At 71.1% G+C, this 24,708-nt stretch carries 26 protein-coding genes; 19 read left to right on the top strand and 7 right to left on the bottom strand.

The annotated features are described in order from the left end of the window. Positions 1-468: 468 nt before the first annotated feature. The 8 genes from ACZ7CF_RS31390 to ACZ7CF_RS31355 all read left to right on the top strand — a co-directional run bounded on the left by ACZ7CF_RS31390 (position 469) and on the right by ACZ7CF_RS31355 (position 7,524). Positions 469-1,293 (top strand): M23 family metallopeptidase, encoded by an 825-nt coding sequence (locus ACZ7CF_RS31390; protein ID WP_470371269.1) that lies wholly within the window; start codon positions 469-471, stop codon positions 1,291-1,293. A gap of 209 nt (positions 1,294-1,502) precedes the next feature. Next, on the top strand, positions 1,503-2,225 hold the full coding sequence (locus tag ACZ7CF_RS31385) for an SDR family NAD(P)-dependent oxidoreductase (protein ID WP_458431250.1): 723 nt from the start codon (positions 1,503-1,505) through the stop codon (positions 2,223-2,225). Between the two features lie 193 nt (positions 2,226-2,418). Continuing rightward, positions 2,419-3,945 (top strand): HAL/PAL/TAL family ammonia-lyase, encoded by a 1,527-nt coding sequence (locus tag ACZ7CF_RS31380; RefSeq protein WP_360396123.1) that lies wholly within the window; start codon positions 2,419-2,421, stop codon positions 3,943-3,945. Continuing rightward, the gene (locus tag ACZ7CF_RS31375) at positions 3,942-4,700 is read left to right on the top strand and encodes an L-tyrosine 3-hydroxylase (protein WP_470371268.1); all 759 of its coding nucleotides are present in this window, start codon (positions 3,942-3,944) and stop codon (positions 4,698-4,700) included. Before ACZ7CF_RS31380 ends, ACZ7CF_RS31375 begins: the two co-directional genes overlap by 4 nt. 13 nt (positions 4,701-4,713) lie before the next feature. Beyond that, positions 4,714-5,370, top strand: coding sequence for an O-methyltransferase (locus ACZ7CF_RS31370; protein ID WP_470371267.1), 657 nt, complete (start codon positions 4,714-4,716; stop codon positions 5,368-5,370). A 51-nt stretch (positions 5,371-5,421) separates the two neighbouring features. After that, positions 5,422-6,375 carry an LLM class F420-dependent oxidoreductase gene (locus ACZ7CF_RS31365; RefSeq protein WP_360396129.1) on the top strand — a complete coding sequence of 318 codons (954 nt, stop codon included), beginning with the start codon at positions 5,422-5,424 and terminating at the stop codon, positions 6,373-6,375. Between the two features lie 2 nt (positions 6,376-6,377). Next, positions 6,378-6,947 (top strand): TetR/AcrR family transcriptional regulator, encoded by a 570-nt coding sequence (locus ACZ7CF_RS31360; RefSeq protein WP_360396131.1) that lies wholly within the window; start codon positions 6,378-6,380, stop codon positions 6,945-6,947. Between the two features lie 43 nt (positions 6,948-6,990). Next, entirely contained in the window at positions 6,991-7,524 is a 534-nt protein-coding gene (locus ACZ7CF_RS31355; protein WP_470371266.1) for a hypothetical protein, read from the top strand. On the opposite strand, the gene ACZ7CF_RS31350 is transcribed toward ACZ7CF_RS31355, so the two are convergent. Then, entirely contained in the window at positions 7,521-7,970 is a 450-nt protein-coding gene (locus tag ACZ7CF_RS31350; protein ID WP_360396134.1) for a peroxiredoxin, read from the bottom strand. The two genes, ACZ7CF_RS31355 and ACZ7CF_RS31350, sit on opposite strands and share 4 nt — an antisense overlap. Positions 7,971-8,002: 32 nt before the next feature. On the opposite strand from ACZ7CF_RS31350, the gene ACZ7CF_RS31345 reads away from it, so the two are divergent. Next, positions 8,003-8,914 (top strand): LacI family DNA-binding transcriptional regulator, encoded by a 912-nt coding sequence (locus tag ACZ7CF_RS31345; protein ID WP_360396484.1) that lies wholly within the window; start codon positions 8,003-8,005, stop codon positions 8,912-8,914. Here ACZ7CF_RS31345 and ACZ7CF_RS31340 read toward each other — a convergent pair. Next, positions 8,907-9,281 (bottom strand): hypothetical protein, encoded by a 375-nt coding sequence (locus ACZ7CF_RS31340; RefSeq protein WP_360396135.1) that lies wholly within the window; start codon positions 9,279-9,281, stop codon positions 8,907-8,909. The two genes, ACZ7CF_RS31345 and ACZ7CF_RS31340, sit on opposite strands and share 8 nt — an antisense overlap. A 62-nt stretch (positions 9,282-9,343) precedes the next feature. Between ACZ7CF_RS31340 and ACZ7CF_RS31335 the strand changes: the two genes are divergently transcribed. The 6 genes from ACZ7CF_RS31335 to treZ all read left to right on the top strand — a co-directional run bounded on the left by ACZ7CF_RS31335 (position 9,344) and on the right by treZ (position 18,134). Next, on the top strand, positions 9,344-9,769 hold the full coding sequence (locus ACZ7CF_RS31335; RefSeq protein ID WP_360396137.1) for a RidA family protein: 426 nt from the start codon (positions 9,344-9,346) through the stop codon (positions 9,767-9,769). A gap of 105 nt (positions 9,770-9,874) precedes the next feature. Next, entirely contained in the window at positions 9,875-11,701 is a 1,827-nt protein-coding gene (locus ACZ7CF_RS31330; protein ID WP_470371265.1) for a 4-alpha-glucanotransferase, read from the top strand. An 87-nt stretch (positions 11,702-11,788) separates the two neighbouring features. Further along, on the top strand, positions 11,789-12,091 hold the full coding sequence (locus tag ACZ7CF_RS31325; protein ID WP_360396140.1) for a hypothetical protein: 303 nt from the start codon (positions 11,789-11,791) through the stop codon (positions 12,089-12,091). Positions 12,092-12,262: 171 nt separating this feature from the next. After that, entirely contained in the window at positions 12,263-14,371 is a 2,109-nt protein-coding gene (glgX, locus tag ACZ7CF_RS31320; protein WP_360396142.1) for a glycogen debranching protein GlgX, read from the top strand. Continuing rightward, positions 14,371-16,464, top strand: a complete 2,094-nt coding sequence (gene treY / locus ACZ7CF_RS31315; RefSeq protein ID WP_470371264.1) for a malto-oligosyltrehalose synthase — start codon at positions 14,371-14,373, stop codon at positions 16,462-16,464. Before glgX ends, treY begins: the two co-directional genes overlap by 1 nt. Further along, positions 16,461-18,134 carry a malto-oligosyltrehalose trehalohydrolase gene (gene treZ / locus ACZ7CF_RS31310; RefSeq protein ID WP_360396145.1) on the top strand — a complete coding sequence of 558 codons (1,674 nt, stop codon included), beginning with the start codon at positions 16,461-16,463 and terminating at the stop codon, positions 18,132-18,134. The genes treY and treZ overlap by 4 nt, the downstream gene beginning before the upstream one ends. Here treZ and ACZ7CF_RS31305 read toward each other — a convergent pair. After that, positions 18,053-18,397 (bottom strand): ANTAR domain-containing protein, encoded by a 345-nt coding sequence (locus ACZ7CF_RS31305; RefSeq protein ID WP_360396146.1) that lies wholly within the window; start codon positions 18,395-18,397, stop codon positions 18,053-18,055. The two genes, treZ and ACZ7CF_RS31305, sit on opposite strands and share 82 nt — an antisense overlap. 221 nt (positions 18,398-18,618) lie before the next feature. Here ACZ7CF_RS31305 and ACZ7CF_RS31300 point away from each other — a divergent pair, with 221 nt between their 5' ends. The 3 genes from ACZ7CF_RS31300 (at position 18,619) to ACZ7CF_RS31290 (ending at position 19,955) form a co-directional block, all read left to right on the top strand. Beyond that, positions 18,619-18,798, top strand: coding sequence for a CsbD family protein (locus ACZ7CF_RS31300; protein WP_360396148.1), 180 nt, complete (start codon positions 18,619-18,621; stop codon positions 18,796-18,798). Then, on the top strand, positions 18,776-19,405 hold the full coding sequence (locus ACZ7CF_RS31295; RefSeq protein WP_470371263.1) for a UdgX family uracil-DNA binding protein: 630 nt from the start codon (positions 18,776-18,778) through the stop codon (positions 19,403-19,405). Before ACZ7CF_RS31300 ends, ACZ7CF_RS31295 begins: the two co-directional genes overlap by 23 nt. Before the next feature lie 295 nt (positions 19,406-19,700). Beyond that, positions 19,701-19,955, top strand: a complete 255-nt coding sequence (locus ACZ7CF_RS31290) for a helix-turn-helix domain-containing protein (RefSeq protein WP_360396151.1) — start codon at positions 19,701-19,703, stop codon at positions 19,953-19,955. Between the two features lie 29 nt (positions 19,956-19,984). Here the strand turns inward: ACZ7CF_RS31290 and map are convergent, their stop codons facing one another. Both map and ACZ7CF_RS31280 read right to left on the bottom strand, forming a co-directional pair. After that, positions 19,985-20,752 carry a type I methionyl aminopeptidase gene (gene map / locus ACZ7CF_RS31285; RefSeq protein ID WP_470371262.1) on the bottom strand — a complete coding sequence of 256 codons (768 nt, stop codon included), beginning with the start codon at positions 20,750-20,752 and terminating at the stop codon, positions 19,985-19,987. Between the two features lie 48 nt (positions 20,753-20,800). Further along, the gene (locus ACZ7CF_RS31280) at positions 20,801-22,114 is read right to left on the bottom strand and encodes an amino acid permease (RefSeq protein ID WP_458431259.1); all 1,314 of its coding nucleotides are present in this window, start codon (positions 22,112-22,114) and stop codon (positions 20,801-20,803) included. Positions 22,115-22,226: 112 nt separating this feature from the next. On the opposite strand from ACZ7CF_RS31280, the gene ACZ7CF_RS31275 reads away from it, so the two are divergent. Further along, positions 22,227-22,697: a hypothetical protein gene (locus ACZ7CF_RS31275; protein ID WP_360396157.1), complete on the top strand. Its 471-nt coding sequence runs from the start codon at positions 22,227-22,229 to the stop codon at positions 22,695-22,697. A gap of 7 nt (positions 22,698-22,704) precedes the next feature. Here ACZ7CF_RS31275 and ACZ7CF_RS31270 read toward each other — a convergent pair whose 3' ends face one another. Continuing rightward, positions 22,705-23,664, bottom strand: a complete 960-nt coding sequence (locus ACZ7CF_RS31270) for a zinc-binding dehydrogenase (RefSeq protein WP_470371261.1) — start codon at positions 23,662-23,664, stop codon at positions 22,705-22,707. A 62-nt stretch (positions 23,665-23,726) separates the two neighbouring features. Then, on the bottom strand, positions 23,727-24,686 hold the full coding sequence (locus ACZ7CF_RS31265; RefSeq protein ID WP_470371289.1) for a LacI family DNA-binding transcriptional regulator: 960 nt from the start codon (positions 24,684-24,686) through the stop codon (positions 23,727-23,729). Positions 24,687-24,708: the final 22 nt, after the last annotated feature.

Raw genomic sequence — 24,708 nt, 5'->3', positions numbered from 1 at the left:
GCAGGGGTCCCCTCGCGTTTCGGGTCCCCCGCGACCCAACGTACGCGCGGGGTCTGACAGTTTCGCGAGGTCGGCGCCGCGATCGTCGCGAAGCGGCGACAAGCGGGGGTTGCCGGTCGCGTACGGCTGGCGGACCCCTCACACCACCCCGTCGGCCTTTCTCGATAAAGCGACTGACCAGTACAAACACCGAAGAACGGCATTGGTCTAGTGGTTGTTATCAACCGCTGACCTCACTCGACTACTCAAAGTAGTCATGAGTGGGCTCCGTCACCCAAATAACCACATCGCTTGCTTCCGGCGATAACGCGAGGTTACGTTCCCTGCCGCATGTCACGGTTCGATAACCGCCAGGACACGGACCCACCCCCGAAGGGGTCCAGTCCACCGCGCGCCATCCGGGTCCCCGAAACCCCGGCACGCACAGCAGGCGGATCGGACTCCCCCCGAGTGTGCATGGAGGCAGTTTTGGCACGGCATCGTGCGAAGGGTCCGCTGATCGACGTGATCGGCAGAGTGGACCTGGACCGCAAGAAGGCCGTCACGGCGGTCGTCGCCGCAGGTGCCCTCGTCGGCGCCGGCTTCACCCAGGCGATGGCCACGGTCACCCCCGTCGACCGGATCGTTCCCGTCGCCGCCACGTCCGAGTTGGCGGCGGCGATGACCCAGCAGCAGCACCAGCCAGGAGCGGTGGAGACGGTGCACGCCGTCGACACCGCCGTGGAGACGCGCCACCTGTTGCAGGCCGAGCAGCTCCAGGTGCAGTTCAACGTCCGCGAGGCCATGAAGGCCGCGGAGGGTGCGTACGCGCAGCGGCAGGAGGCCATCAGGGCCGAGGCGGCACGCGTGGCGGCCGAGGCGGCGCGTGAGGCGGCGCGCAAGGCGGCGGAGGAAGAGGCCCGCAGGCCCAAGGCGGTCAAGCCGGCGCAGGGGTCGTTCACCTCGGGCTTCGGTGCCCGGTGGGGGACCAGCCACAACGGCGTCGACATCGCCAACGCCATCGGCACGCCGATCCTGTCCGTCCTGGACGGCACGGTGGTCGAGGCCGGACCCGCCAGCGGGTTCGGGCTGTGGGTGCGGGTGCAGCACGCGGACGGCACCATCACCGTCTACGGGCACGTCAACACCATCGACGTCGCGCAGGGTGCCGTGGTGAAGGCCGGGCAGCAGATCGCGACCATGGGCAACCGCGGTCAGTCGACCGGGCCGCACCTGCACTTCGAGGTGTGGGTCGACGGGTCGCAGAAGATCAACCCGGTGGGCTGGCTGGCGGCGCGGGGCATCTCGCTCTGAGCGCGGCCGGACGCCGAGGTGGTTCACGCCGGTAGGCCCGATCGGCTCAACGGCGAGGAGTTCGCGGTCACGCAGGGCGACGTCACCTGGCCGTGCGTGACCGCGGAGGTGGCGCCGTGCGAGGACGTGCGCCAGGTTGTGTCTGTGAAAGAGACATCGAGGTCCGCGTCCGGCCAGATCCTCCGCCGCCTGCCGGGGAACGACGGCTGATGCGCGTTCTCATCACCGGCGGTGCCAAGGAGCTGGGCCGGGCCTTCAGCGACGCCGTGGGCGCGCGTGGGCACCGGCTGGTCATCACCGGCCGCGACGAACGCGCGCTGGCCGTGGCCGAGCAGGAGCTGCGGGCCCGTGGTGTCGAGGTCGAGGCGCACGTCGCCGACCTCGCCGACCCGCAGGCCACGCCCAAGCTCATCGAGAGCGTCGGGCCGATCGACGTGCTCGTCAACAACGCCGCGCTCGGCGGGCCGGTCGGGCCGACGTGGGAGGTCGACGAGAACGAGTGGTGGCGGACCTTCGAGGTCAACCTGCGCGGGCTCGCGCTCGCCACCACCGCGGCGCTGCGCACGATGACCAGCGGCCGGATCGTCAACATCGTCAGCAACGCCGGTGTGCACCGCTGGCCGCTGCTGTCGGCGTACTCCGTGTCCAAGGCGGCCGTGCTCAAGCTGGGGGAGAACCTCGCCGCCGAGCTGAGGGACCGGCCCATCGCCGTGCTGAGCTACGACCCCGGCATGGTCGACGTCGGCCTGATGGGCCGCGGCAGCAGGGCCGCACCGGACGACGAAGCGGGCCGCAGCGTCGCGCGGTGGGCGAGGTCGCAGCGGGAGCAGGGCAGGTTCACCCCCGTGGAGCAGTCGGCCGGCGTCCTGGCGCGCATCGTCGACGGGGAGTTCGACCACCGCTCCGGCGGGCTCGTCACTCCCGCGGACTGAGACACCGCCGCACGGGAGAGCGCTGTCACCCGATCGTCAACAGGCAATCTGACCAGTTGGTACGGAAGGCCCTTCCTCGCCGGCGGGTCAACCGGGGATCGTCGCGGGTGCTGCTGAGGTCGTTGCGCGGCACGGTTTCGTGTCGCGCCGAACGACATGCGCTGAACCAACGCCCGATCCCCCTGGAGGCGTCGTGCCCGTGCGAACACCCGCTGCTGCCCTGAGCCTGACGGCGGCCCTGCTACCCGAGCACCTGGAGCGAGCGAGAGGACCGCTGAACGTCGCGCTGCCCGACGAGGTGCGGGCGCGGATCGCGCACTGCCGTGCGTTCGTGCTCGAGGTCAGCGGCTCCGGCCGCGCGATCTACGGTGTCACAACGGGTTTCGGGCCGCTCGTCGAGTTCGGGGGTCGCGAGGACAGCGGCAGCCAGAGCGACAACACGATCCTGCACCACATCGTCGGCCACGGCGAGCTGCTGCCGCCCGAGGTCACCAGGGCCGCGGTGCTGGCCCGGCTCTTCTCGTTGGCACACGGGCGTTCCGGCGTCTCGGAGCACGTCGTCGACGCACTGGTCGCCATGCTCGCGACGGACTTCGCGCCCGCCGTGCCGCGGCTCGGCTCGGTCGGTGCGAGCGGCGACCTGCAACCGCTCGCCTACGTGGCACACGCGTTGCGCGGCAACGGGAACGCGTTCCTCGGCGGCCGGCTGGTGCCCGCGGCCGACGCGCTGCGCGAGGCTGGTCTGCGCCCGGTCGAGCTCGACGGTCGCGACGCCCTCGCCGTCGTGAACGGCATCTCGGTCACCGCCGCCGTGCTCGGTCTCGCCGTCGCGCAGGCACAGCGGTCGCACCGCGTCGCGGAACTGCTGTCCGCCTTGCTGACCGACGTCCTCGGCTGCGGCACGGAGTTCGCGTCACCCGCGCTGCTCGCCGCGTTCGGCCACCCGGACGTCGCCGACGTCGGTGCCGCGCTGCGGACCTGGTTGCGCGGCAGCACCCCCTCCGGTCAACGCCCCCTGCAGGAGGCGTACAGCATCCGGTGCGTGCCACAGCTGGCCGGTGCGGCCCGCACGAGCATCCGGCACGCCGACGAGGTGGTGCGCCGCGACCTCAACGGCGTGAGCGACAACCCGTTGTTCTTCCCCGAGACCGGGGAGGTGCTGCACGGCGGCAACTTCTTCGGCCAGCCCAGCGCCTTCGCCGCCGACGCGCTCAGCCTCGCCCTGGCCCAGCTGGGCAACCTGGCCGAACGCCAGCTCGACCTGCTGGTCGACCCGCACCGCACCGGCGGCCTCCCGCCCATGCTCAGCCCGGCGCCGGGACAGCAGCACGCGGTGCAGGGCATCCAGATCTCCGCGACCGCCACGGTCGCCGCCATGCGCAGGGCCACGCTGCCCGCCTCGGCGCAGAGCCTGCCGACCAACCTGCACAACCAGGACGTCGTCCCGTTCGGCACGCAGGCCGCGCTCACCGCGCTCGACCAGACGAGGCTGCTGCGCTACCTGCACGGCGGGCTCGCCGTCGCGCTGCGCCAGGCCGTCCACGTCGGCGCCCGCCGCCCGCGCGCCCCGAGGCTCGCGGACGTGGTCGACCGGATCGCCGCCGAGGTGCCGGCGATCGAGGAGGACCGGCCGCTGGACACCGCGATCGGCCGGGTGGCCGACCTGCTGGACGAGATCGTCGCCGCCGAGAGCGCGACGGAGAAGGACGGTGTGGGATGAGCGCGCCCGTTTTCAGCCCGGTCTGGGGGCACGCGGCCGTCGACCTGCCGGTGCTGCGACTGCCGATGCCCGGTTCGGAACTGATTCCGTGCGCGGATGACTGCTACCAGATCCCGCTGGAGATCAGCGTCCCCGATGACGAGGTCGGACGGGCCGTCCACCGGTGGTTCCTGGGGCACCACGGCGCATTTTTCGTCTGGAGGTTTCTTTCGGCTTCACTCGATAGGCTGATACGCGAGCGTGATTCGCAACTAGTCCGCCTCACTGCGCTTGGATACGACGCGTACTCGGTGCTGCTGGCGTATTCGGGCAGCTGTTCCCGTGAGGTCTACGAGGACGTCATCCGGCCGTTGATGACGTCGTTCGACCTCGCGTTCAGCGGGCGCTGGGCCCGTGACTACGAGCCCGTGCCCGGTCTGCTGCGCAGGGCCCGTGCCGCACTGGGGCCCGCGGCGGCCGCACCCCTGTCCTCCGCGAGCAAGGCGAACCTGTTGGCACACATGGAGGTCATGCGCAGACTCGTGCCGGACGGCGACTCGCTGCTGCGCGAGTCCGGTCGTGCGCGCATGTCCACCACCGACGCAGAACGAGACAGGTTCGACGAGTTCTTCCTGGTCAGCCGCGAAAACGTGTGCTCCAGCCGTTACCGTGCACACCGCGCCGCCGTCTTCGCCGCCATGGACCGCGACCTCGCGAAGCACCCGGTGCGACCCGAGTACGCCGACACCCTCAGGACGTTCGCCACCCGACTATGAGAGAAGGCCGCGCGTGAACGACTTCAAGGCCGTGGTCATGACCCCGCAGATCTACCGCTACGTGCGCGAGCAGGCAGGCCAGCCCAGTGCGGTGCAGGAGAAGCTGATCGCGCGGACGCTGGAGCTCGGCGACTCGGCGGAGATGCAGGTCCCGCACGAGCAGGCGGTCCTGTTCTCCCTGCTGGTCAAGCTCACCGGCGCGCAGACCGTGGTCGAGGTCGGCACCTACACCGGGTACTCCACGCTCGCGTTCGCGCAGGCGCTCCCACCGTCGGGCAAGGTCATCACCTGCGACGTCTCGCCGGAGTGGACCCGCATCGCCGAGGAGGCGTGGCAGGCCGCCGGCGTGCGGGACCGCATCGAGCTGCGGCTGGGCCCCGCCGGGCAGACGCTCGCGGAGCTGCCCGAGGAGCCCACGATCGACCTGGTGTTCATCGACGCGGACAAGGTCGGGTACGCGCACTACTGGGACCTGCTGGTGCCGCGCGTGCGGCAGGGCGGACTGCTGCTCGCGGACAACACCCTCTACTACGGCGACGCCGCCGACGAGCAGCCCGAGGGCAACGCGGCGGCGATCGACGCGTTCAACCGGTTCGTGCTGGCCGACCCGCGGGTGGAGTCGGTGCTCGTGCCCATCGCCGACGGCCTGACCCTCGCGCGGAAGTTGTAGGCATACCGACCGGTCGGTAGGGTGTCGCCCAAGTGGACTTGGGAGGCGCTCATGGCTCGTTGGGGAATCACGCTGCCGCTGATCGGCGTGCCGGTGCTCGACCACCGCGCGCTGGTCAGCGAGCTGGCCGACCTCGGCTACACCGACGTGTGGTCGGCCGAGACGACCGGGACGGACGCCTTCACGCCGCTCGCGCTGGCCGCCCAGTGGTCGTCGTCGCTGCGCTTCGGCCCCGCGATCGCCCCCGTCTACACCCGCGGTCCCGCGACGCTCGCGATGACGGCGGCGACGCTGGCCGAGGTGACCGGCGGCCGGTTCGTGCTGGGCATCGGCTCGTCCTCGCCCGCGATCGTGCAGCGCTGGAACGCGATCCCGTTCGAGGAGCCGTTCAAGCGCACCCGCGACACCCTGCGGTTCCTGAAGTCCGCGCTGGCGGGGGAGAAGGTCAGCGCCGACTACGACACGTTCTCCGTCAAGGGCTTCAAGCTGGAACGCCCGCCGGCCGAGCGGGTGCCGATCATGCTCGCGGCGCTGCGCCCGAACATGCTGCGCCTGGCCGGTCGTGAGGCCGACGGCGCCATCACGAACTGGCTCGCCGCCACCGACGTCGCACAGGTCCGGTCCGAGCTGGGCGCGGACTCCGAGCTGGCCGCCCGGATCTTCGTCTGCCCGACCGAGGACGCCGACGCCGCACGCGCGCTGGGCCGCATGCTGATCAGCACCTACCTGACCGTGCCCGCCTACGCGGCGTTCCACGACTGGCTGGGCCGCGGCGAGGAGCTGCGCCCGATGCACGAGGCGTGGGCCGCGGGCGACCGCAAGGCCGCCGCGAGGTCGATCCCCGACTCCGTGGTCGACGCCCTGGTCGTGCACGGTTCCGCCGACCGCTGCCGCGAGCGCGTCGCCGAGTACCAGGCCGCCGGCGTGGACACCCCGATCATCGCCCTGCTCCCGACCGGTGGCGACCAGGTCGAGCAGGTGCGCGCGCTGGCACCCAAGGGGTAGCGGTGCCGGGCACCACCGAGCAGCGGATCATCGACGCGGCCGTCCGCCTGTTCGCGTCGCAGGGCTACGACGCGACCTCGGTGCAGGAGATCGTGGCGGCCGCCGAGGTCACCAAGGGCGCGCTGTACCACTACTTCCGCTCCAAGGACGACCTGCTCTTCGAGATCTACCGGCTGCTCATCACCGCCCAGTCCGCGGACATGGACCGGATCATCGCCGCGGGCCTGCCCGCGGCCGAGACGGTGCGGGAGATCCTGACGTCGCTGGTGGTCTCCACCGCGGAACGGGCCGACGAGACCGCCGTGTTCGTCCGGGAGATGCCGCGGCTCGGCGAGGAGCGGATGACCGACTTCCGCGCCGAGCGCCGCCGCTACCACGAGACGTTCCTCGCGGTGGTCGAGAAGGGCCAGGCCTCCGGCGAGTTCAGCTCGACGGTGCCGGCGGAGACCGTCGCGCGGATCGCGTTCGGCGTCGTGAACCAGCTGCCCACGTGGTACCGGCCGGACGGGCCGAAGTCACCGGCCGCCCTGGCGGGGGAGATCGCGGACTTCGTGCTGGCCGGGCTGCGGTAACGGGGAGCCGCGGGAGATCGACCTCTCTGCTGGGGAGGCACCGATGTCGAAGCAGCCACCGGAGTACGGCGTCGCACCGCCGATGCACGAGGTCCCGCCGTCACCGCGGTGGCCGTGGGTCCTGCTGCTCGTGGTCGCGGTGCTGGCCGTGGGCGGAGTGCTCCACGGCGGCAAGGTCGTCGACGCGGTGCGGGAGGCGGCCGGCGAGATGACGAGCGGCGAGGTGGCGGTCGCGGAACCGACCGGTCAGGAACCGACCGGTCAGGAACCGACCGGTCAGGAACCGCCGCCCGCACCCGGCAAGCGCGTGGTCGTGTTCGAGGTGACCGGCACCGGCACGGCGTTCACCGTCGCCACCACCGTCGGGGCTTCCGTGCAGAACGAGACCGGTGTCCGGCTGCCGTGGACCCGCACCGTCGAGGTGCCCGCCGACGAGCTCTCGAAGTCGGTGATGCTCGTCGTCGTGGCCGGTGCCGACGGGGCCGAGGTGCACGGCCGGTACACGATCGACGGCACCACCGTCCGGGAGGGCAAGGCCTCCGGGCCCTACGGCGTGCTGACGATCACCGACAGCTAACGCGCGCGCAGCGCGGCCAGCGCCTTGTCCGCGTGCGCGTTCATCGAGAACTCGCTCTTCACGACCTCCATTACCCTGCGGTCGGTGCCGATGACGAACGTGTGCCGCTTGACCGGCAGCGGCCCGAACCGGCGCTTCACGCCGAACTGCTCGGCGACCTCACCCTCGACATCGGACAGCAGCGGGTAGTCGAAGCCGTTGAGCTCCGCGAACTGCTTCTGCTTGGCCACGTCGTCGGTGGAGATGCCCACGCGCTGGGCCCCGGCCTCGGCGAACTCGGCGGCCAGGTCGCGGAAGTGACAGCTCTGCGCGGTGCAGCCGGTGGTCATCGCGGCGGGGTAGAAGAACAGCACGACCGGGCCGTCGCCGAGCAGTTCGGACAGCGTGCGGGCGACTCCGTCCTGGTCGGGCAGGGTGAAGTCGGGGGCGAGGTCGCCGGGCTTCATGGATCTCCAATACGCTCGGGGCCGTGACCAGCATGTCCGACGTGGCCAAGGCCGCAGGGGTGTCCGCTGCGACCGTATCGCGCGCGCTGCGCGGCGAACCGGGTGTGTCGGAGGCGACGAGGCAACACGTCAGCGAGGTCGCGCGGCGGATGAAGTACGCCATCGCGCGTGATGCCTCCTCATTGGCCGGTGGCCGGCGTTATGCGATAGCGGTCGTGACCGCCGAGGTCAGTCCGGTGCTCGCCGGAGCCGAGGGCGCGCTGCGGGCGGCCGGGTACGACGTGCTGCTGTACGTGCTGGGCACGCGGGAGGCGCGCGCGAAGTTCTTCGACGAAATGCCGCTGGGCCGCCGGGTCGACGGGGTGCTGCTGCTGTCGATGGCGCTGGCCGAGGCGGAACGGGCCGCGCTCACGGCGCTGGAGGTCCCGCACCTGACCGTCGACGACACCGACCTGCGGCACGCGCTGCAGACCGCCGTCGAGCACCTGAAGCTGCTCGGCCACGAGGACGTGGCGCTGGTGCTCGCCGACGGCGTGGACGAGTCCTACGACGAGATCCTGGTGGCCGCCGGGCTCACCGTGCGTCCCGAGTGGACGGTCTGGTGCTCGCCCACGGTCGACGGCGGCGAGCAGGTGGTCGACGTGCTCCTGGACGGCGAGCGCCTGCCCACCGCCGTGATCAGCTCCAGCGGTGCCGCGGCCGTCGGGATCTTCCTGCGCATGCAGCGCGACGGGCGGGCCGTGCCGGACGAGCTGTCGATCGTGTCGCTCGACGGCCAGGAGCTCACCCGCGTCGTCGGCCTGACCGCGGTCGAGGGGGCCGCGAAGGAACAGGGCGAGCGGGCCGTCGCGGACCTGTTCACGCTGATCAGGGGCGGCGAGATCGAACCGGTGGAGCACTCGGCGCGGCTGGTGGTGCGCAACTCCAGCGGCCCGGTCAGCTGATCCCGCCGTACGTGCCGCCGAGCGTGCTGCGGCTGACCTCGACCGCGCTGCCGCGCACCGTGCAGTCCGCGTACCGCACGAGGTGCCAGTCGATCGGCGACCACCACGGCGGCTCGCCGCTGTCCGCGGTCACGTACACGGTGCCGTCGCCGGAGCGCATCGAGCTGGAGCCGCCCGCCGAGCGGATCTCGTCCGGGGTCAGCTCGCCGTCGGCCGCCGCCGTCCGGAGTGCCGCCGTGATCCGGTCGACCTCGCGGTCGGCGAGGGTGCTCGCGAGACCCCAGGAGAACACCGTCCACAGCACCGCCACGACGACGAGCGCCACGACACCGAGCACGACCCTGACGCCGATCCGCAACGCCCCCATGGGCCGACGGTACCGCCGCCGCGCGACCCCGCGGGGCGCATCCGCGGAAGTACTGTGGCGCCATGCCCGCCGAAGAGCGCCTGACCCGGCTGCCCGCCCTGCCGGACACCCCCGGCTACGCCCACGCGGTGGCGGTGAGCGGGAGGCTCCTGTTCGTCTCCGGTCAGGTCGCGGTGGACGAGACGGGACGTGTGGTCGGGGTGGACGACCTGGCGGCGCAGACCAGGCAGGCGCTGAGCAATCTTCATCACGTCATTTCGAGGTTTGGCGCCGACTGGTCGGATGTCGTGAAGTTCACGTGGTACGTGCTCGACGCGTCGGAAGTGCAGACCGTCCGGGACGTGCGTGACGAAATGCTGCGGCCGGTGCTGGGAGACGTGCACAACCCGGCGAGCACGCTCGTCCAGGTCGCGGCGTTGTTCGGGCCGGAATTTCTCGTCGAGGTCGAGGCCGTGGTCGCCATTCCCGATCAGCGATCGGATGTTTGACGAAAACAGGTGTGCGGGGTGGTGCCCGACCGGTGTGCACCCTTCGGGTGACCGGGGTCCATTTGCTCTGGCAATGGACGCGCACCTGTGACATAGCTTGTACCTGTGGAGGAGTTGGTGGCGCGGCTGGCGGACGCTTGGGGCGTCGCCACGAGGTACGAGAACTCCGATCAGCAGCAGGTGACCGTCGAGACGGACGTCGTCGTCGCTGTCCTCGCGCAGTTCGGCGTGGACGCGTCCACTCCGGACTCCGTCGAGCGCGAGCTGGCTCTGGTCGAACGCAGGCGGGCGGAGCAGGCGCTGCCGCCGACGATCGTGATCCGCGAGCAGGAGACGTACGACCTGCGCGGGCCCGCGACCGTCGAGCTGGAGGACGGCGGGACGGTCGGCGTCGAGCGGCATCTGCCGGACTCGTTGCCGCTCGGGTGGCACACGATCCGCACGCAGGCGCAGACCGTCACCCTGGCCGTGGCGCCCAGGACGTTGCCGGACGTGCCGCACACCTGGGGCTGGATGCTCCAGCTGTACGCCGCGCGTTCGCAGGAGTCGTGGGGGATGGGCGACTTCGCCGACCTCGCGACCGTCGCCCGGCGCAGCAGCCAGGAGCTCGACGCGGGCGTCGTGCTGGTCAACCCGGTGCAGGCGCCCAGCCTGACGCACCCGGTCGAGCGCTCGCCGTACTCGCCGACGAGCCGGCGGTTCGCGAACCCGCTGTACCTGCGCATCACCGACACCGCCGAGTTCCTGCAGGCCTGCCCGCGGACCCGGCAGCTCATCCGCGACCTGCGCCCCGCCAACGAGGACCTGATCGACTACGACGCCGTGTGGGACGCGAAGCGGCAGGCGCTGGAGCTGCTCTTCCCCGGCGGCGAGATCGAGATGGACGCCGACCTGGAGCGGTTCGCGACCTACTGCGCGCTCGCCGAGGTCCACGGCAGCGACTGGCGCACGTGGCCGGCCGACCGCGCGGAACCACCGGCCGAACGGGTCGCGTTCCACGCCTGGGTCCAGCACCTGTGCACCCGCCAGCTGCAGGACGTCCGGCTCGCCGCGCACGAGGCCGGCATGGCCGTCGGCGTCATCCACGACCTCCCGGTGGGCGTGCACCCCGGCGGCGCCGACACCTTCGCCGACCCGGACGCGTTCGCCATCGACGTCAAGGTCGGTGCGCCACCGGACGCGTTCAGCGCCGACGGCCAGGACTGGGGACTGCCGCCGTGGCGCCCCGACAAGCTCGCCGAGACCGGCTACCGGCCGTTCCGCCAGGTGCTGCGCAGCGTGCTGCGGCACGCCGACGGCATCCGCATCGACCACGTCGCCGGCCTGTGGCGGCTGTGGTGGATCCCGCCGGGCGAACCGCCGTCGCGCGGCACGTACGTCCACTACGACGCGGACGCGATGCTCGGCGTGCTCGCGCTGGAGGCCTACCGCGCGGGTGCCGTGGTCGTCGGCGAGGACCTCGGCACGGTCGAGCCGGTCGTCACGAAGACGCTGCAGGAGAACGGCATGCTCACCAGCGCCGTCCTCTACTTCCAGCGCGACTACTACGCGGAGGGCCACCCGCTGGTCCCGCCCGCGCAGTGGAACCCGAAGGCGATGGCCAGCATCTCCACCCACGACCTGCCGACCGCCGCGACGTTCTTCGCCGGTGAGGACGGTCCCGACTTCGACGAGCTGATGCGCGCGGAGGGCATCGACCCCGGCGACCGCGTCGCCGGTGCCCACGAGCTGCTGGCCCACGCGCCCTGCGCGCTGGTGCTGACCTCACCGCAGGACGCGCTGGGGGACACCCGGCAGCCCAACGTGCCGGGCACGGTCGACGAGCACCCGAACTGGCGGATCCCCCTCCCCGTGCCGCTGGACGAGTTCTTCCCACTGGTCAGGGACATCACCCGCCCCCTGCGTCAACGCACACCGGAAACACCCGCTTAACGGCAGGTCGCCGACCTGCGGAGTACTGTTGGGCCGTCACCCGACGGCGGACGACGAAGCCCGGATCTTTTGGAGGTGGCGTACCAGATGAGCTCAGCCGTGAGCACGCGGACACCGACCGACGTGCTGGAACTGGCTGTCGAGCAGGTCCTCGCCGCCGTGCGGCCGACCACGCTCGGCGACCCGCTGGCCGGGGCACGGCGTGCGGAGGAATCGCTGCGCGACGCGCTGCGGGACGCCGGTCCCGCACCGGACAACGAGGCCCTCACCCACGCGCTGGCGTGCGCGGAGGCGGCGGTCGAACACCTGAAGTACTGCGAGATCCAGGAAGCCCGCACGTTGCTCATGGCCGCACGTGGGCAGCTGGTGCTGGCGCACGCAAGGGCGTGACCGCTCGACGCGCCGGGGTTGGTGCACCCCGTGCTGCCCGCACGGTGGACCGGACCCCGGCACGGCCGCGGGAACTAACCCGCGCCTCCGCGCAACGCCACCCGCGCGGAATGCCGCATCTCGGTTAGACGGATAGGGTCGTGTGGGTATCGCTACCGCGTGAGGAGCATCGTGCGACCCTGGCCCGGCAGGCCGTATCCGCTAGGCGCTGGTTATGACGGCGTAGGAACGAATTTCGCCCTGTTCTCCGAAGTTGCCGAGTACGTGGAGCTCTGCCTCTTCGACGACGACGGCACAGAGACACGCGTCCGGTTGCCCGAGGTGGACGGTTTCGTGCACCACGGCTACCTGCTCGGCGTCGGCCCCGGCCAGCGGTACGGGTACCGCGTGCACGGGCCGTACGACCCGGAGCGGGGCCTTCGCTGCAACCCCAACAAGCTGCTCATCGACCCGTACGCGAAGGCCATCTCCAACGGCCTCGCGTGGGATGAAGCGCTCTACGGCTACAAGTTCGGCGCGCCCGAGGAGCGCAACGACGCGGACTCGGCGCCGTTCGTGTCGAAGTCCGTGGTGGTCAACCCGTTCTTCGACTGGACGAACGACCGCTCGCCCAGGACGCCGTACAACGAGAGCGTCATCTACGAGGCGCACGTCCGCGGCCTCACGATCGACCACCCGGAGATCCCGCCGCGACTGCGCGGCACCTACGCGGGACTCGCGCACCCGGTGATGATCGACCACCTGATCAAGCTGGGCGTGACGGCGGTCGAGCTGATGCCCGTGCACCAGTTCATCAGCGACCACACGTTGCAGGAGCGCAGGCTCAGCAACTACTGGGGCTACAACACGATCGGGTTCTTCGCGCCGCACGACGGCTACGCGGCCATGCCGCTGAACCAGGTGCAGGAGTTCAAGGGCATGGTCCGCGCCCTGCACCAGGCGGGCATCGAGGTCATCCTCGACGTGGTCTACAACCACACCGCCGAGGGCAACCACCTCGGGCCGACGCTGTCCATGAAGGGCATCGACAACCTGGCCTACTACCGGGTGATGGACGACGAGCCCAAGTTCTACATGGACTACACGGGCACCGGTAACTCCCTGAACGTGCGGACGCCGCACACGTTGCAGCTGATCATGGACTCGCTGCGGTACTGGGTCACCGAGATGCACGTCGATGGCTTCCGGTTCGACCTGGCGGCGACGCTGGCGCGGGAGTTCTACGACGTGGACCGGCTGGCGACGTTCTTCGAGGTCGTGCAGCAGGACCCGGTGGTGTCGCAGGTCAAGCTGATCGCCGAGCCGTGGGACGTCGGTCCCGGTGGGTACCAGGTGGGCAACTTCCCGCCGCTGTGGACGGAGTGGAACGGCAAGTTCCGCGACACCGTCCGGGACTTCTGGCGCGGTGAGCCGGCGACGCTGGGCGAGTTCGCCTCGCGCATCACCGGGTCGTCGGACCTGTACCAGGACGACGGCCGCCGGCCGTACGCGTCGATCAACTTCGTCACCGCCCACGACGGCTTCACCCTCAACGACCTGGTGTCGTACAACGAGAAGCACAACGAGGCCAACGGCGAGGACAACAACGACGGCGAGAGCCACAACCGCTCGTGGAACTGCGGCGTCGAGGGACCGACCGACGACGAGGAGGTCGTGGACCTGCGGGCCCGCCAGCGGCGCAACCTCATCGCCACCCTGATCCTGTCGCAGGGCGTGCCGATGATCCTGCACGGCGACGAGTTCGGCCGCACGCAGAACGGCAACAACAACGCCTACTGCCAGGACAACGAGGTCTCCTGGGTCGACTGGTCGCTGCTGGAGCGGCACGCCGAGCTGGTCGACTTCACCTCGGCGCTGACCGCGTTCCGCAAGGCCCACCCGGTGTTCCGGCGCAAGCGGTTCTTCGCGGGCCGGCCGATCCGCAAGGGCGACGAGCTGCGCGACATCGCGTGGTTCACCCCCTCCGGTGAGGAGATGACCGAGCAGAACTGGGAGGACGACTTCGGCAAGTGCATCGTCGTCTTCCTCAACGGCGAAGGCATGCCGGACCTCGACTCGCGCGGCATGCGCGTGGTCGACGACTCGTTCCTGATGGCGTTCAACGCACACCACGAGGACATCCAGGTGACATTGCCCGACAGCTCTTACGGTACCGAGTGGACGGTCGTGGTCGACACCGCGACCGGCCAGGTCGGCGGTGCCGGCAAGAAGCCGATCGCGGCGGCGGGCAGCCTCGCGCTGACCGCGCGCTCGCTGGTCGTGCTGGAGAGGACCGCCTGATGGGCGCCCCGTACTCCACCTACCGCATCCAGTTCACCCCCGGCTTCACCTTCGCCGACGCCGAGAACATCGCGGACTACCTGCACCGCCTCGGCGTGCACGGGCTCTACGCGTCACCGCTGCTGGAGGCGCGCGAAGGCTCCACGCACGGCTACGACGTCACCGACCCGACCCGCACGCGGGAGGAGCTCGGCGGCAAGCAGGCGCGCGAAGCGTTGCAGGACAAGCTGACCGAACTCGGCATCGGCCTGTACGTCGACATCGTGCCGAACCACATGGCCGTGCCGAACCCGTGGTGGGAGGACGTCCTCGAAAAGGGCCAGGAGTCGGAGTACGCCAAGTACTTCGACATCGACTGGTCCTCGGGGCGGGTGCTGCTGCCGGTGCTGGCCGAGGACGCCGAGGACGAGGAGCACGACCACTTCGTCAAGGTGAACTGGCGGCGCGGCAACCAGGAGCTCAACTACCGCCGGTTCTTCGACATCACCGAGCTGGCCGCGATCCGGGTCGAGGACCCGGACGTGTTCGACATGACCCACTACGAGGTGCTGCGGTGGGGCGCGGAGGGGCTGCGGATCGACCACCCGGACGGCCTCGCCGACCCCGGCGGCTACTTCCGGGCGCTGCGCGCGAAGTTCGACGGCTGGATCGTCGTCGAGAAGATCCTCGGGCCGGACGAGACGCTGCCGCAGAGCTGGCCGGTCGACGGCACCACGGGCTACGACGCGCTGCGCGAGATCTGCGGCGTGTTCATCGCGCCGACGGACGCGTTCGAACCCCGTGACGGGCAGCCGACCTTCCACGAGGTCGAGCACGCGTCACGCCGCCAGGTCGCCGACTCGATCCTGGTCGCCGAGGTGCGCCGGATCGCGCGGCTGGTGAAGGACGTGCCGTTCGAGGACGCGTGCGCGGCCGTCGCCGAGGTGATGGTCAACTTCCCGGTGTACCGGTCCTACCTGCCGGAGGGCCTGGAGCACTGGGACACCGCGGTGCGGCTGTCGTCCTCGCCCGCGGTCGAGGCGCTGGACGAGCAGGTCCGCGCCGACCCGCACGGCGAGCTGGCCACCCGCATCCAGCAGACCTCCGGCATGGTCGTCGCCAAGGGCACCGAGGACACCGCGTTCTACCGGTACACGAACTTCGTGGCCCTCAACGAGGTCGGTGGCTCACCAGACCGGTTCGGCATGCCGGTGGAGGAGTTCCACCAGCGCGCCGCCGCCCGCGAGGCCAGCTGGCCGCGGTCGATGACGACGCTGACCACCCACGACACCAAGCGGTCGGAGGACGTGCGGGCCCGGCTCGCCGTGCTGGCCGAGATCCCGGACGAGTACCTGGCGTTCGAGGAGACCATGACCGCGCGGCACGGGCTGTCCGAGCCGTCGCTCAACCGGCTGGCCTGGCAGTCGCTGCTCGGCGCGTGGCCGATCACCGAGGACCGGCTCGCGCAGTACCTGGAGAAGGCCTCGCGCGAGGCGAAGGTCAAGACCTCGTGGGTCGACCGCGACGCCGAGTTCGACGCCGAGGTGGCCGCGTGGCCCGCGAAGGTGCTCGGGCTGCCCGAGGTCGCCGCGTTCGCCGAGCGGCTCACGGTGCCGGGCTGGTCGAACTCGCTGGGCCAGAAGCTGGTCCAGCTCACCGCGCCCGGCGTGCCGGACATCTACCAGGGCACCGAGCTGTGGGACTACTCGCTGGTCGACCCGGACAACCGCAGGCCGGTCGACTACGAGCTGCGCAGGGAGCTGCTGGCCCGCATCGAGGACGGCTGGGTGCCGGAGGTCGACGAGACCGGCGCCGCGAAGCTGCTGGTGGTGCACCGGGCGTTGCAGGCCAAGGCCCGCGGTTTCCACGGCTACCGCCCGCTGCGCGCGGAGGGACCCGCCGCCGAGCACGTGCTCGCGTTCCAGCGCGAGCACGTCATCACCGTCGCGACCCGGCTCCCGGTCGGGCTGGCGCGCAAGGGCTGGCAGGGCACCGCGCTGCCGCTGCCCGGTCCGGAGTGGACGGACGTGCTCACCGGGCGGCCGGCGACCGAGGACCTGGCCGCGCTGCTCGACCGCTACCCGGTGGCTCTGCTCGTGCGAGGGGAATCGTGAGCTTTTCCGTGTGGGCACCGAAGCCCGAGTCCGTGCACGTCCGGGTCGACGGCGTCGACCACGGGATGAAGCGCGACGGCGACTGGTGGCACTGCGACGTGAGCGGCACCGACTACGCGTTCGTGGTCGACGGCCAGGCGCTGCCGGACCCGCGGTCGCTGTGGCAGCCGAACGGCGTGCACGAGGCGTCCCGCGTCTACGAGCACACCTACGAGTGGCAGGACGGCGGCTGGACCGGCCGCGCGCTGCCCGGCGGGGTGATCTACGAGCTGCACATCGGCACGTTCACGCCCGAGGGCACGTTCGACGCGGCGATCGGGAAGCTCGACCACCTGGTGGACCTGGGCATCACGTTCGTCGAGGTCATGCCGGTCAACAGCTTCGACGGCGTCGAGGGCTGGGGCTACGACGGCGTGCTGTGGGGCGCGGTGCACGAGCCCTACGGCGGGCCGGACGGCTTCAAGCGGTTCGTCGACGCCTGCCACGCCCGCGGCCTGGCCGTGCTGCTCGACGTCGTCTACAACCACCTCGGTCCGTCGGGGGCCTACCTCGACCGGTTCGGCCCGTACTTCGCGGGTAGCAACGACTGGGGTCCCGGCCTCAACCTCGACGGCGCCGGCTCCGACGAGGTGCGCCGGTACGTGCTCGACAACGCCCTGCAGTGGCTGCGCGACTTCCACGTGGACGGGCTGCGGCTCGACGCGGTGCACGCACTGGCCGACCGGAGCGCGGTGCACCTGCTGGAGGAGCTCGCGGTCGAGGTGGACGCGTTGTCGGCGGCGGTCGGGCGGCCGTTGACGCTGATCGCCGAGTCCGACCTGAACGACGCGAGACTGGTGACTGCGCGGGAGGGCGGGGGAACGGGCCTGCACGCGCAGTGGTCGGACGACCTGCACCACTGCCTGCACGTCGCCCTGACGGGTGAGACGTTCGGGTACTACGCGGACTTCGCGGCACCGGGAGCGCTGAAGAACACGCTGGAGGGTGTCTTCTTCCACGCCGGCACCTGGTCGTCGTTCCGGGAGAAGCACCACGGCAAGCCGGTCGACACGGCGTTGATCCCCGGCCACCGGTTCCTGGCCTACACCCAGAACCACGACCAGGTCGGCAACCGGGCGGCCGGTGACCGGTTGCCCGCATCCGTGCCCACCGGGAAGTTGTTGTGCGCGGCGGCGATCGTGCTGTGCTCGCCCTACACGCCCATGATCTTCATGGGGGAGGAGTGGGCGGCCTCCACGCCGTGGCAGTTCTTCGCGTCCTTCCCGGACCCGCAGCTCGCCGAGGCGGTCAGGACCGGGCGGCGCAGGGAGTTCTCCCGCCACGGGTGGGGCGAATCAGACGTACCGGACCCCATGTCGCCGCAGACCGTGGAGAACTCGCGGCTGAGGTGGGACGAGGTCGGTGAGGGGGAGCACGCGAAGGTGTACGAGACCTATCGCGCGCTGATCGCGTTGCGGCGCTCCCGCCCCGAGCTGGCCGATCCGCGACTCGACCGGTTCGTGGTGGAGCAGGACGGGGAGTGCTTCGTGCTGCACCGCGGGCAGACCCGCGTGGTGGTCAACCTGGGCACGACCCCCGTCCCGCTGCCTCACGGGGATGTGCTGCTGACCTCCTCGGCGAACCCGTCGTCGCTTCCTCCGGACTCGTTCGCCGTGGTCGCGTTGACGTGATCCCACAACACCTGGTCGGCCGGGTTCACCGGCCGGCCGAGGTGGGCGTGCACGAACGCGGCGACCAGGCGGTCGGCCGCGACGTGCAGCTTGATGTTGTGGTGCTGTGATATCTGCACCAGCAGCTGGAACGCCTGCTGGGGTGTGCAGGGTTTGCGTGCGGCGATCAGGCCCGTGGCCTGCCCGATGACGGTCCGTGACGCCAGGGCCTTGCGCAACCCTGCCACCTCGGCCTCGAGGGCGGTGATTCTCGCGGACGACACCGCCGGCTCCTTTCACGTCGTCATGGTCACAGCGGCATGCCGGTGGGACGACGACGCTCCAGGTAGCTCATCTTGCGAAGGGCGGGCACACCCAGAGCAAGCCGTCTCATCGGCTTGCGGCTGGGTTCTCAACCGCGAGTGATCACCTTATCAACTGTTTGGATCGCTGCTCGCCGGGTAACCGGTCGGCGTAGCTGACCGCTAGTGGAGGAGCCTGATCCATGGGTGCCGACGAGAAGTTCGAGAACAAGGCCGAGGAGCTCAAGGGCCGCGCCAAGGCCGCGGTCGGCGACGCCACGGACAACGAGCAGTGGCAGGCCGAGGGCCGCGCGGAGCAAGCCAAGGGCGCTCTGAAGCAGGCCGGCGAGAAGGTCAAGGATGCCTTCCGCTCGACCAAGTAAAGACACCGCGTCCGCCGCCCAGTTCGTCCCCGAGGGGAAGAGCTGGGCGGCGTTGCGTTCTGCCGCCGCCGACTGCCGCGGCTGCGAGCTGTACCGCGACGCCACCCAGACGGTGTTCGGCGAGGGGCCGGTGAAAGCCCGGCTGATGATGGTGGGGGAGCAGCCCGGCGACCGCGAGGACGTCGAGGGCCACGTGTTCGTCGGCCCGGCGGGCCGGTTGCTGGACAAGGCGTTGGCTGCCGCGGGCATCGACCGGCCGGACGTCTACCTCACGAACGCGGTGAAGCACTTCAGGTTCACCGCGCGCGGCAAGCGCAGGATTCACCAGCAGCCACGGCGTTCCGAGGTCGTCGCGTGCTTCCCGTGGCTGCGCGAGGAGCTGCGGGTGGTGAAGCCCGACCTGGTGGTGTGCCTGGGTGCCGTGGCGGCGAAGGCGTTGCTGGGCCCGTCGTTCAAGCTCACCGAGAACCGGGGCCGGGTGGTGGAGCACGACGGGCTGCGGGTCGGCGTGACCGTGCACCCGTCGGCCGTGCTGAGGGCCGAGGACTTCACCGAGTCCTACGACGCGTTCGTCGCCGATCTCACGGTGCTGAAGAAGGCGCTCTGAGGTTCGGTCGTCTCGGTGCGGTTCCCCGGAAATGGGACAACCCCCGGACGACTCCCGCGTGAGCGGGCCGAGCGGGACCAGCGCTCGAAGTCCGGGGGTCGGGTGGCTGCCTGGGTTTCGCCAGGCGTCACCGAGGGCTGGTCCTAGCGGACAGCCACCTCACGAGTCCGATAGCTATACAACTTTGGACCACCTCCTCTCTTGTGTACTTCGAACCTATGCGTTGGTCGGCCGCCCGTGCAACGGACTTTTCTCACGCCGACCGGAGGGCGGAGTTCGCGTAGAATCCGCGGGCATGGTGCGCATCCCCTTGAGTTCGCTGCAGCGGGAGCGGGGCAGGCGGCTCGGGCAGTTGCTGCGCGACGCGCGCGGCCAGGAGAGCATGGTCGAGATCGCCGCCAGGGCCGGTCTGTCCGCCGAGACGGTGCGCAAGATCGAGACCGGTCGCGCCCCCACACCGTCCTTCTTCACGATCGCGGCGCTCGCCGGCGCGCTGGGCATCTCCCTGGACGCGCTCAACGAACTCCTGACCCCTCAAAAGTCCGCCTGATCCCCCTCTGCTGCTCAGGCAAGAGGGAGTCAGGGGAGGGTGAGGACTACGGGGCCGTCGGCGGTGATGGCCACGGTGTGTTCGACGTGGGCGGCGCGTGAGCCGTCGTCGGTGCGCAGGGTCCAGCCGTCGTCGTCGCTGCTGTAGCCGTCACGGCCGCCGGCGTGCAGCATCGGTTCGAGGGCCAGCACGACGCCGGGCACGAGCTTCAAGCCCTCGCCGGGCTTGCCCTCGTTGGGGACGAACGGTTCCTCGTGCATCGCGCGGCCGATGCCGTGACCGCCGTGGTGCCGGAGCAGGCCGTAGCCGCCGGCACGGGCCACGGAACCGATGGCGTGCGAGATGTCACCGATCCGCGCGCCCGGCCGGGCGGCGTCGATCCCGGCCCGCAGGGCGCGTTCGGTGCAGTCGATGAGCGCGAGGTCGGCGTCGGTGGCGGTGCCGATCACGAAGCTGGTGGCGGCGTCACCGCACAGCCCGTCGACCACGGCGCCGCAGTCGATGCTGACCAGGTCGCCGTCACCGAGCACCTGCGGGCCCAGGATGCCGTGCACGACGGCGTCGTTCACCGACGCGCAGATGACACCGGGGAACGGGCTGGGCGACCACCGCGGGTGGTAGTCGAGGAACGGCGACGTCGCACCGGCCCCGAAGATCACCTCCCTGGCCACCTCGTCGAGCTCGCGCAGGGTGACCCCCGGTGCGGCGTGGGCACGGCACGCGGCGAGGGCCCGTGCGACGACGCGACCCGCTTCGCGCATGACGTCCAGCTCGGCGGCGGACTTCAGTTCGATCACGGTATAACTATACCGAACCGGGCAAGCAGGGCCTGTGCCGCAAGCGGTTCAGCCGGCGGTGCTCCGCCGTGCCGACCTGGCCACGCCGACGGCCGCGATGACCGCGAACAGCACGCCGGTCGACAGGATCTGGCCGCGGGCCTGGGAGTCGGCCAGCATCAGCCCGACGATCCCCACGATCGCCGCCAGCGCGAGCCACGACAGGTACGGGTAGCCCCACATCGGCACGACCGGGTCGGCGATGCCGCGGCGCATCCGCAGCTGCGACACGGCGATGAAGCCCCACACGACCAGCAGGGCCGAGCCGACGGCGTTGAGCAGCAGCAGGAACACCGTGTCCGGCCACAGGTAGTTGAGCCCCACCGACACGAAGCCGAACGCCACCGACGCCAGCACGGCGTTGCGCGGCACGCCGTTCCTGCGCCGCAGCAACGACTTCGGCGCCTCGCCGCGGTCGGCGAGCGAGGACAGCATCCGGGCCGCGCCGTACAGGGTGGCGTTGATGGCGCTCAGCAGTGCCACGAAGATGACGACGTTCATGATCTGCGCCGCGCCCGGGATGCCGATCCTGGTGAGCACCGCCACGTACGGGCTCGCACCGACCTCGGAGTCGTTCCACGGCAACAGGGTCACGACGACGGCCATCGAGCCGAGGTAGAACACCAGCAGCCGGGTGACCGACGTGCGCACCGCCTTGCCGATGGCGCGCTTGGGGTCCTCGGCGTCGGCGGCGGCGATCGTGACGACCTCCAGTCCGCCGAACGCGAACACGACCGCCATCAGCCCGGCGACCACGCCGCCCCAGCCGTGCGGGAGGAAGTCGCGCAGGTTGCTCACGCCGGGGGAGTCCACACCGGGCAGCAGACCGAGGACCGCGGCACCACCGAGCAGCAGGAACAGCACGATCGCGGCGACCTTGAGGCCCGCGAACCAGAACTCGAACTCGCCGAAGTTCCGCACGTTCGCCAGGTTCACCGCCGTCAGCACCGACATGAACACCAGCACCCAGGCCCACTGCGGCACGGCGGGCAGCCACCCGGACGCGATCTTCGCCGCCCCGGTCGCCTCGACCGCGAGCACCACGACGACCGCCGACCAGTAGCCCCAGCCGACGGTGAACCCGGCCCACGGCCCGATCGCCTTCTCCGCGTGCACCGAGAACGCGCCCCCGCTGGGGTGTTCGGCCGCCATCTCCCCGAGCATGCGCATCACGAGCAGCGCGAGCAGCCCGGCGAGCCCGAACGAGATGAGGACCGCCGGTCCGGCGATCGCGATTCCCGCCCCTGTCCCGACGAAGAGACCGGCGCCGATCACGCCGCCCAGTGCGATCATGGTCAGGTGGCGTTCACGCAGGTGAGTCACGCTCTCCAGCCCCGTTCGAGTGTGCCGATGGCGGCCCGATAGTGAGTTCATGGCGGCGGGGAGTCAAATCGTGTGATCGGCGTTACACCTCGATCAAGTGAGGGTGAGATCCATGAGCTCGCCTAAGGGAGTACTACCGCACCCCGACACGTTCTCCGCGGCCCAGCAGCGCTACTCGGACTGGGGCTGGCTCGTGCTGCGCTCCGAGAACAGGCTGCTGCTGACCACGGACCACCAGGTCTCCGCCGTCGAGCTCGGTTCCGCGATCGGCGAGGAGGTGCGGCACTACCTCGCCCTGCGGATGCTCGGCGGACCGGTGGTGGCGCTGCCGGGGGCTCCCGGGCGGTGGCTCCTGCTCACCGAGTCCGCCGACGAGGCGTCGCAGGTGAACCTGATCCGCCTGCGGGCCCGCGGCGCGCTGACGCACCGGCTGGGCACGCTCGTGCCGCTGCCGCCGTCGCGGATCGACCGCGGCGGTGTCGGCTGGCTGGGGGAGACGCCGGTGGACCGGCCGTTCCTGCCGCCGTTCTCGGCCGTGGTGGCCGCGCTGCGGGCGGTCACGGAGACCGCCGCGCTGCGCTGACCCCGCCTCAGACGAGCAGGAGCGACTTGCCCAGCGTCGTGCGCTCCTCCAGCGCCCGGTGCGCCTTCGCGGCCTGCGTCAACGGGTAGGTCGCACCGATCACCGGGCGGAGCCGGCCCCGTGCCGTGAGCGCGAGCGCTTCCGTGAGCAGCTCGTGCACCGTGGCCGGAGCGGGTGGACCGTCTGCCAACGGGTAGTCCACGTGCACCTGCCGGTGCCGCGCGAGCTCGGGGTCGATGTCCGCGAAGCCGTCCGACGTGCCGTAGGTGACGAAGTGCCCACCCGCGGCCACGGTCTCGAACACGGCCCGGCCGAGCGGCCCGCCCGCACCGTCGAAGGCCACCTGCACGCCGTCGGTCGCGTCGAGCACGCGGTCCTGCCAGCCCTCGGCCGAGTAGTCGACGGTGACGTGCGCTCCCAGGTCCTCCGCCAGGGCGAGCTTGCGGTCACCGCGGGCCGCCGCCACGACCAGGGCCCCGGCAGCACGGGCCAGCTGCACGAGCAGGGAGCCCGCGCCACCCGTCGCGGCGGCCACCAGCACCCAGTCACCCTCGCCGATCTCCACGCGGCGCAGGAGGTTCAGCGCCGTGACGCCGTCGTGCAGCAGCGCCGCCGCCTCGGGCGAGCCCAGGCCGTCCGGCACCGCGACGACGTCACCGACCGGCACGACGACCTGCTCCGCGTACCCCGCGGGGCCGCGCGCGACGACGTGCCGGCCGACCCACGCCGGGTCCACGCCCTCGCCTGCCGACAGCACGTGTCCGGCACCGCCCCCACCGGGCACGTAGGGCGGGTGCGTGGGGAAGTGCTCGTGGCCCCAGCCCCGCCGCAGCAGCGTGTCGAGGAAGATCACGTCCGCGGCCGCCACCCCGACCACGACCTGTCCCGGCCCGGCGACCGGGTCCGGCACCTCCTCCGCGACGAGCACCTCGGGACCACCGAACCCGTGCACGCGAACAGCCCGCATCACAACCCCCACCTCGACGACCGGTCAGGACGCCGACCCCAGGAGCTCCACTTAGCTGGAGATCAAGGCGCTCGCCCGGTGCTCGCGCGGGCCACGAGCGTCGTCGGGAGCTCCCGCGTCCGGGCCTCGCCACCGCCGAGGAGGTCCGTCAGCAGGTCGACGGCGACCTGACCGCCCTCCTCGGTCGGCATCGTCACGGTCGTGAGCGCGGGCGAGCACATCGCCGCGTACAGGATGTCGTCGAACCCGGTCACGCTCACCTGCTCGGGCACCCGCACGCCGCGCGCCGCCAGGTGGCTGAGCACGCCGAGCGCGACCAGGTCGTTGTAGGCGATGAACGCCGTCGCACCGGTCGCCAGCGCCCGTTCGGCCGCGACCAGCCCGCCGGCGAAGTTCGGCTCGAACGACCCGAGCAGCTCCGCACGGCCCCGCAGGCCCTGCTCCCGCCGGTGGTTCGACCAACCGGCCGGGCCGCCGAGGTAGACGTGGTGCGCGTGCCCCAGCGACTCCAGGTGCGCGACGACCTGGTCCATGCCGAGGGCGCTGTCCATCAGCACCGACGACACACCGGGCACGACGCGGTTGAGCAGCACCAGCGGTGTGGCGTCCGCCAGCTCGGCGACCTGCTCGTCGGACAGCAGCGACCCGCACAGCACCAGGCCGTCGACCTGCGCGGCCATCGTCCGCACCAGCTCGGCCTCGACCAGCGCGTCCTTCCTGCTGTCGCAGAAGAACACCGAGGTGCCCGCCTCGCCCGCCCGCGTCTGCACGCCGCGCAGCACCGCGGGGAAGAACGGGTTCTCCAGGTCGGGCACCACGATGCCGAGGTTGCCGGTGCGCCCGGTGATCAGGCTGCGGGCGGCGCGGTTGGGCTGGTAGCCCAGCCCGCGCACGACCTCCAGCACCCGCTGCCGGGTGGCCTCGCTGACCAGACCGGGTGCGCTGAGCGCGCGCGAGACCGTCGACGCGGAGACCTGCGCCTGGCGAGCGACATCCCTGATCGTGACGGCCACGCGAGCCATCATGGCAGCACCGCGACCGGCT

The organism is Lentzea sp. NPDC036955 (assembly GCF_055608005.1).
The sequence above is the reverse complement of the archived record's forward strand: the minus strand, read 5'-3'. Positions and strand labels throughout refer to the sequence as shown.

What these genes read in the sequence shown, in the direction of transcription:
- ACZ7CF_RS31385 (WP_458431250.1), top strand. Translation starts at nt 1,503, where the DNA reads ATGCGCGTTCTCATCACCGGCGGTGCCAAGGAGCTGGGCCGGGCCTTC.
- ACZ7CF_RS31375 (WP_470371268.1), top strand. Translation starts at nt 3,942, where the DNA reads ATGAGCGCGCCCGTTTTCAGCCCGGTCTGGGGGCACGCGGCCGTCGAC.
- ACZ7CF_RS31365 (WP_360396129.1), top strand. Translation starts at nt 5,422, where the DNA reads ATGGCTCGTTGGGGAATCACGCTGCCGCTGATCGGCGTGCCGGTGCTC.
- ACZ7CF_RS31355 (WP_470371266.1), top strand. Translation starts at nt 6,991, where the DNA reads ATGTCGAAGCAGCCACCGGAGTACGGCGTCGCACCGCCGATGCACGAG.
- ACZ7CF_RS31350 (WP_360396134.1), bottom strand. Translation starts at nt 7,970, where the DNA reads ATGAAGCCCGGCGACCTCGCCCCCGACTTCACCCTGCCCGACCAGGAC.
- ACZ7CF_RS31345 (WP_360396484.1), top strand. Translation starts at nt 8,003, where the DNA reads ATGTCCGACGTGGCCAAGGCCGCAGGGGTGTCCGCTGCGACCGTATCG.
- ACZ7CF_RS31340 (WP_360396135.1), bottom strand. Translation starts at nt 9,281, where the DNA reads ATGGGGGCGTTGCGGATCGGCGTCAGGGTCGTGCTCGGTGTCGTGGCG.
- ACZ7CF_RS31335 (WP_360396137.1), top strand. Translation starts at nt 9,344, where the DNA reads ATGCCCGCCGAAGAGCGCCTGACCCGGCTGCCCGCCCTGCCGGACACC.
- ACZ7CF_RS31325 (WP_360396140.1), top strand. Translation starts at nt 11,789, where the DNA reads ATGAGCTCAGCCGTGAGCACGCGGACACCGACCGACGTGCTGGAACTG.
- treY (WP_470371264.1), top strand. Translation starts at nt 14,371, where the DNA reads ATGGGCGCCCCGTACTCCACCTACCGCATCCAGTTCACCCCCGGCTTC.
- ACZ7CF_RS31300 (WP_360396148.1), top strand. Translation starts at nt 18,619, where the DNA reads ATGGGTGCCGACGAGAAGTTCGAGAACAAGGCCGAGGAGCTCAAGGGC.
- ACZ7CF_RS31295 (WP_470371263.1), top strand. Translation starts at nt 18,776, where the DNA reads ATGCCTTCCGCTCGACCAAGTAAAGACACCGCGTCCGCCGCCCAGTTC.
- ACZ7CF_RS31290 (WP_360396151.1), top strand. Translation starts at nt 19,701, where the DNA reads ATGGTGCGCATCCCCTTGAGTTCGCTGCAGCGGGAGCGGGGCAGGCGG.
- ACZ7CF_RS31275 (WP_360396157.1), top strand. Translation starts at nt 22,227, where the DNA reads ATGAGCTCGCCTAAGGGAGTACTACCGCACCCCGACACGTTCTCCGCG.
- ACZ7CF_RS31270 (WP_470371261.1), bottom strand. Translation starts at nt 23,664, where the DNA reads ATGCGGGCTGTTCGCGTGCACGGGTTCGGTGGTCCCGAGGTGCTCGTC.
- ACZ7CF_RS31265 (WP_470371289.1), bottom strand. Translation starts at nt 24,686, where the DNA reads ATGGCTCGCGTGGCCGTCACGATCAGGGATGTCGCTCGCCAGGCGCAG.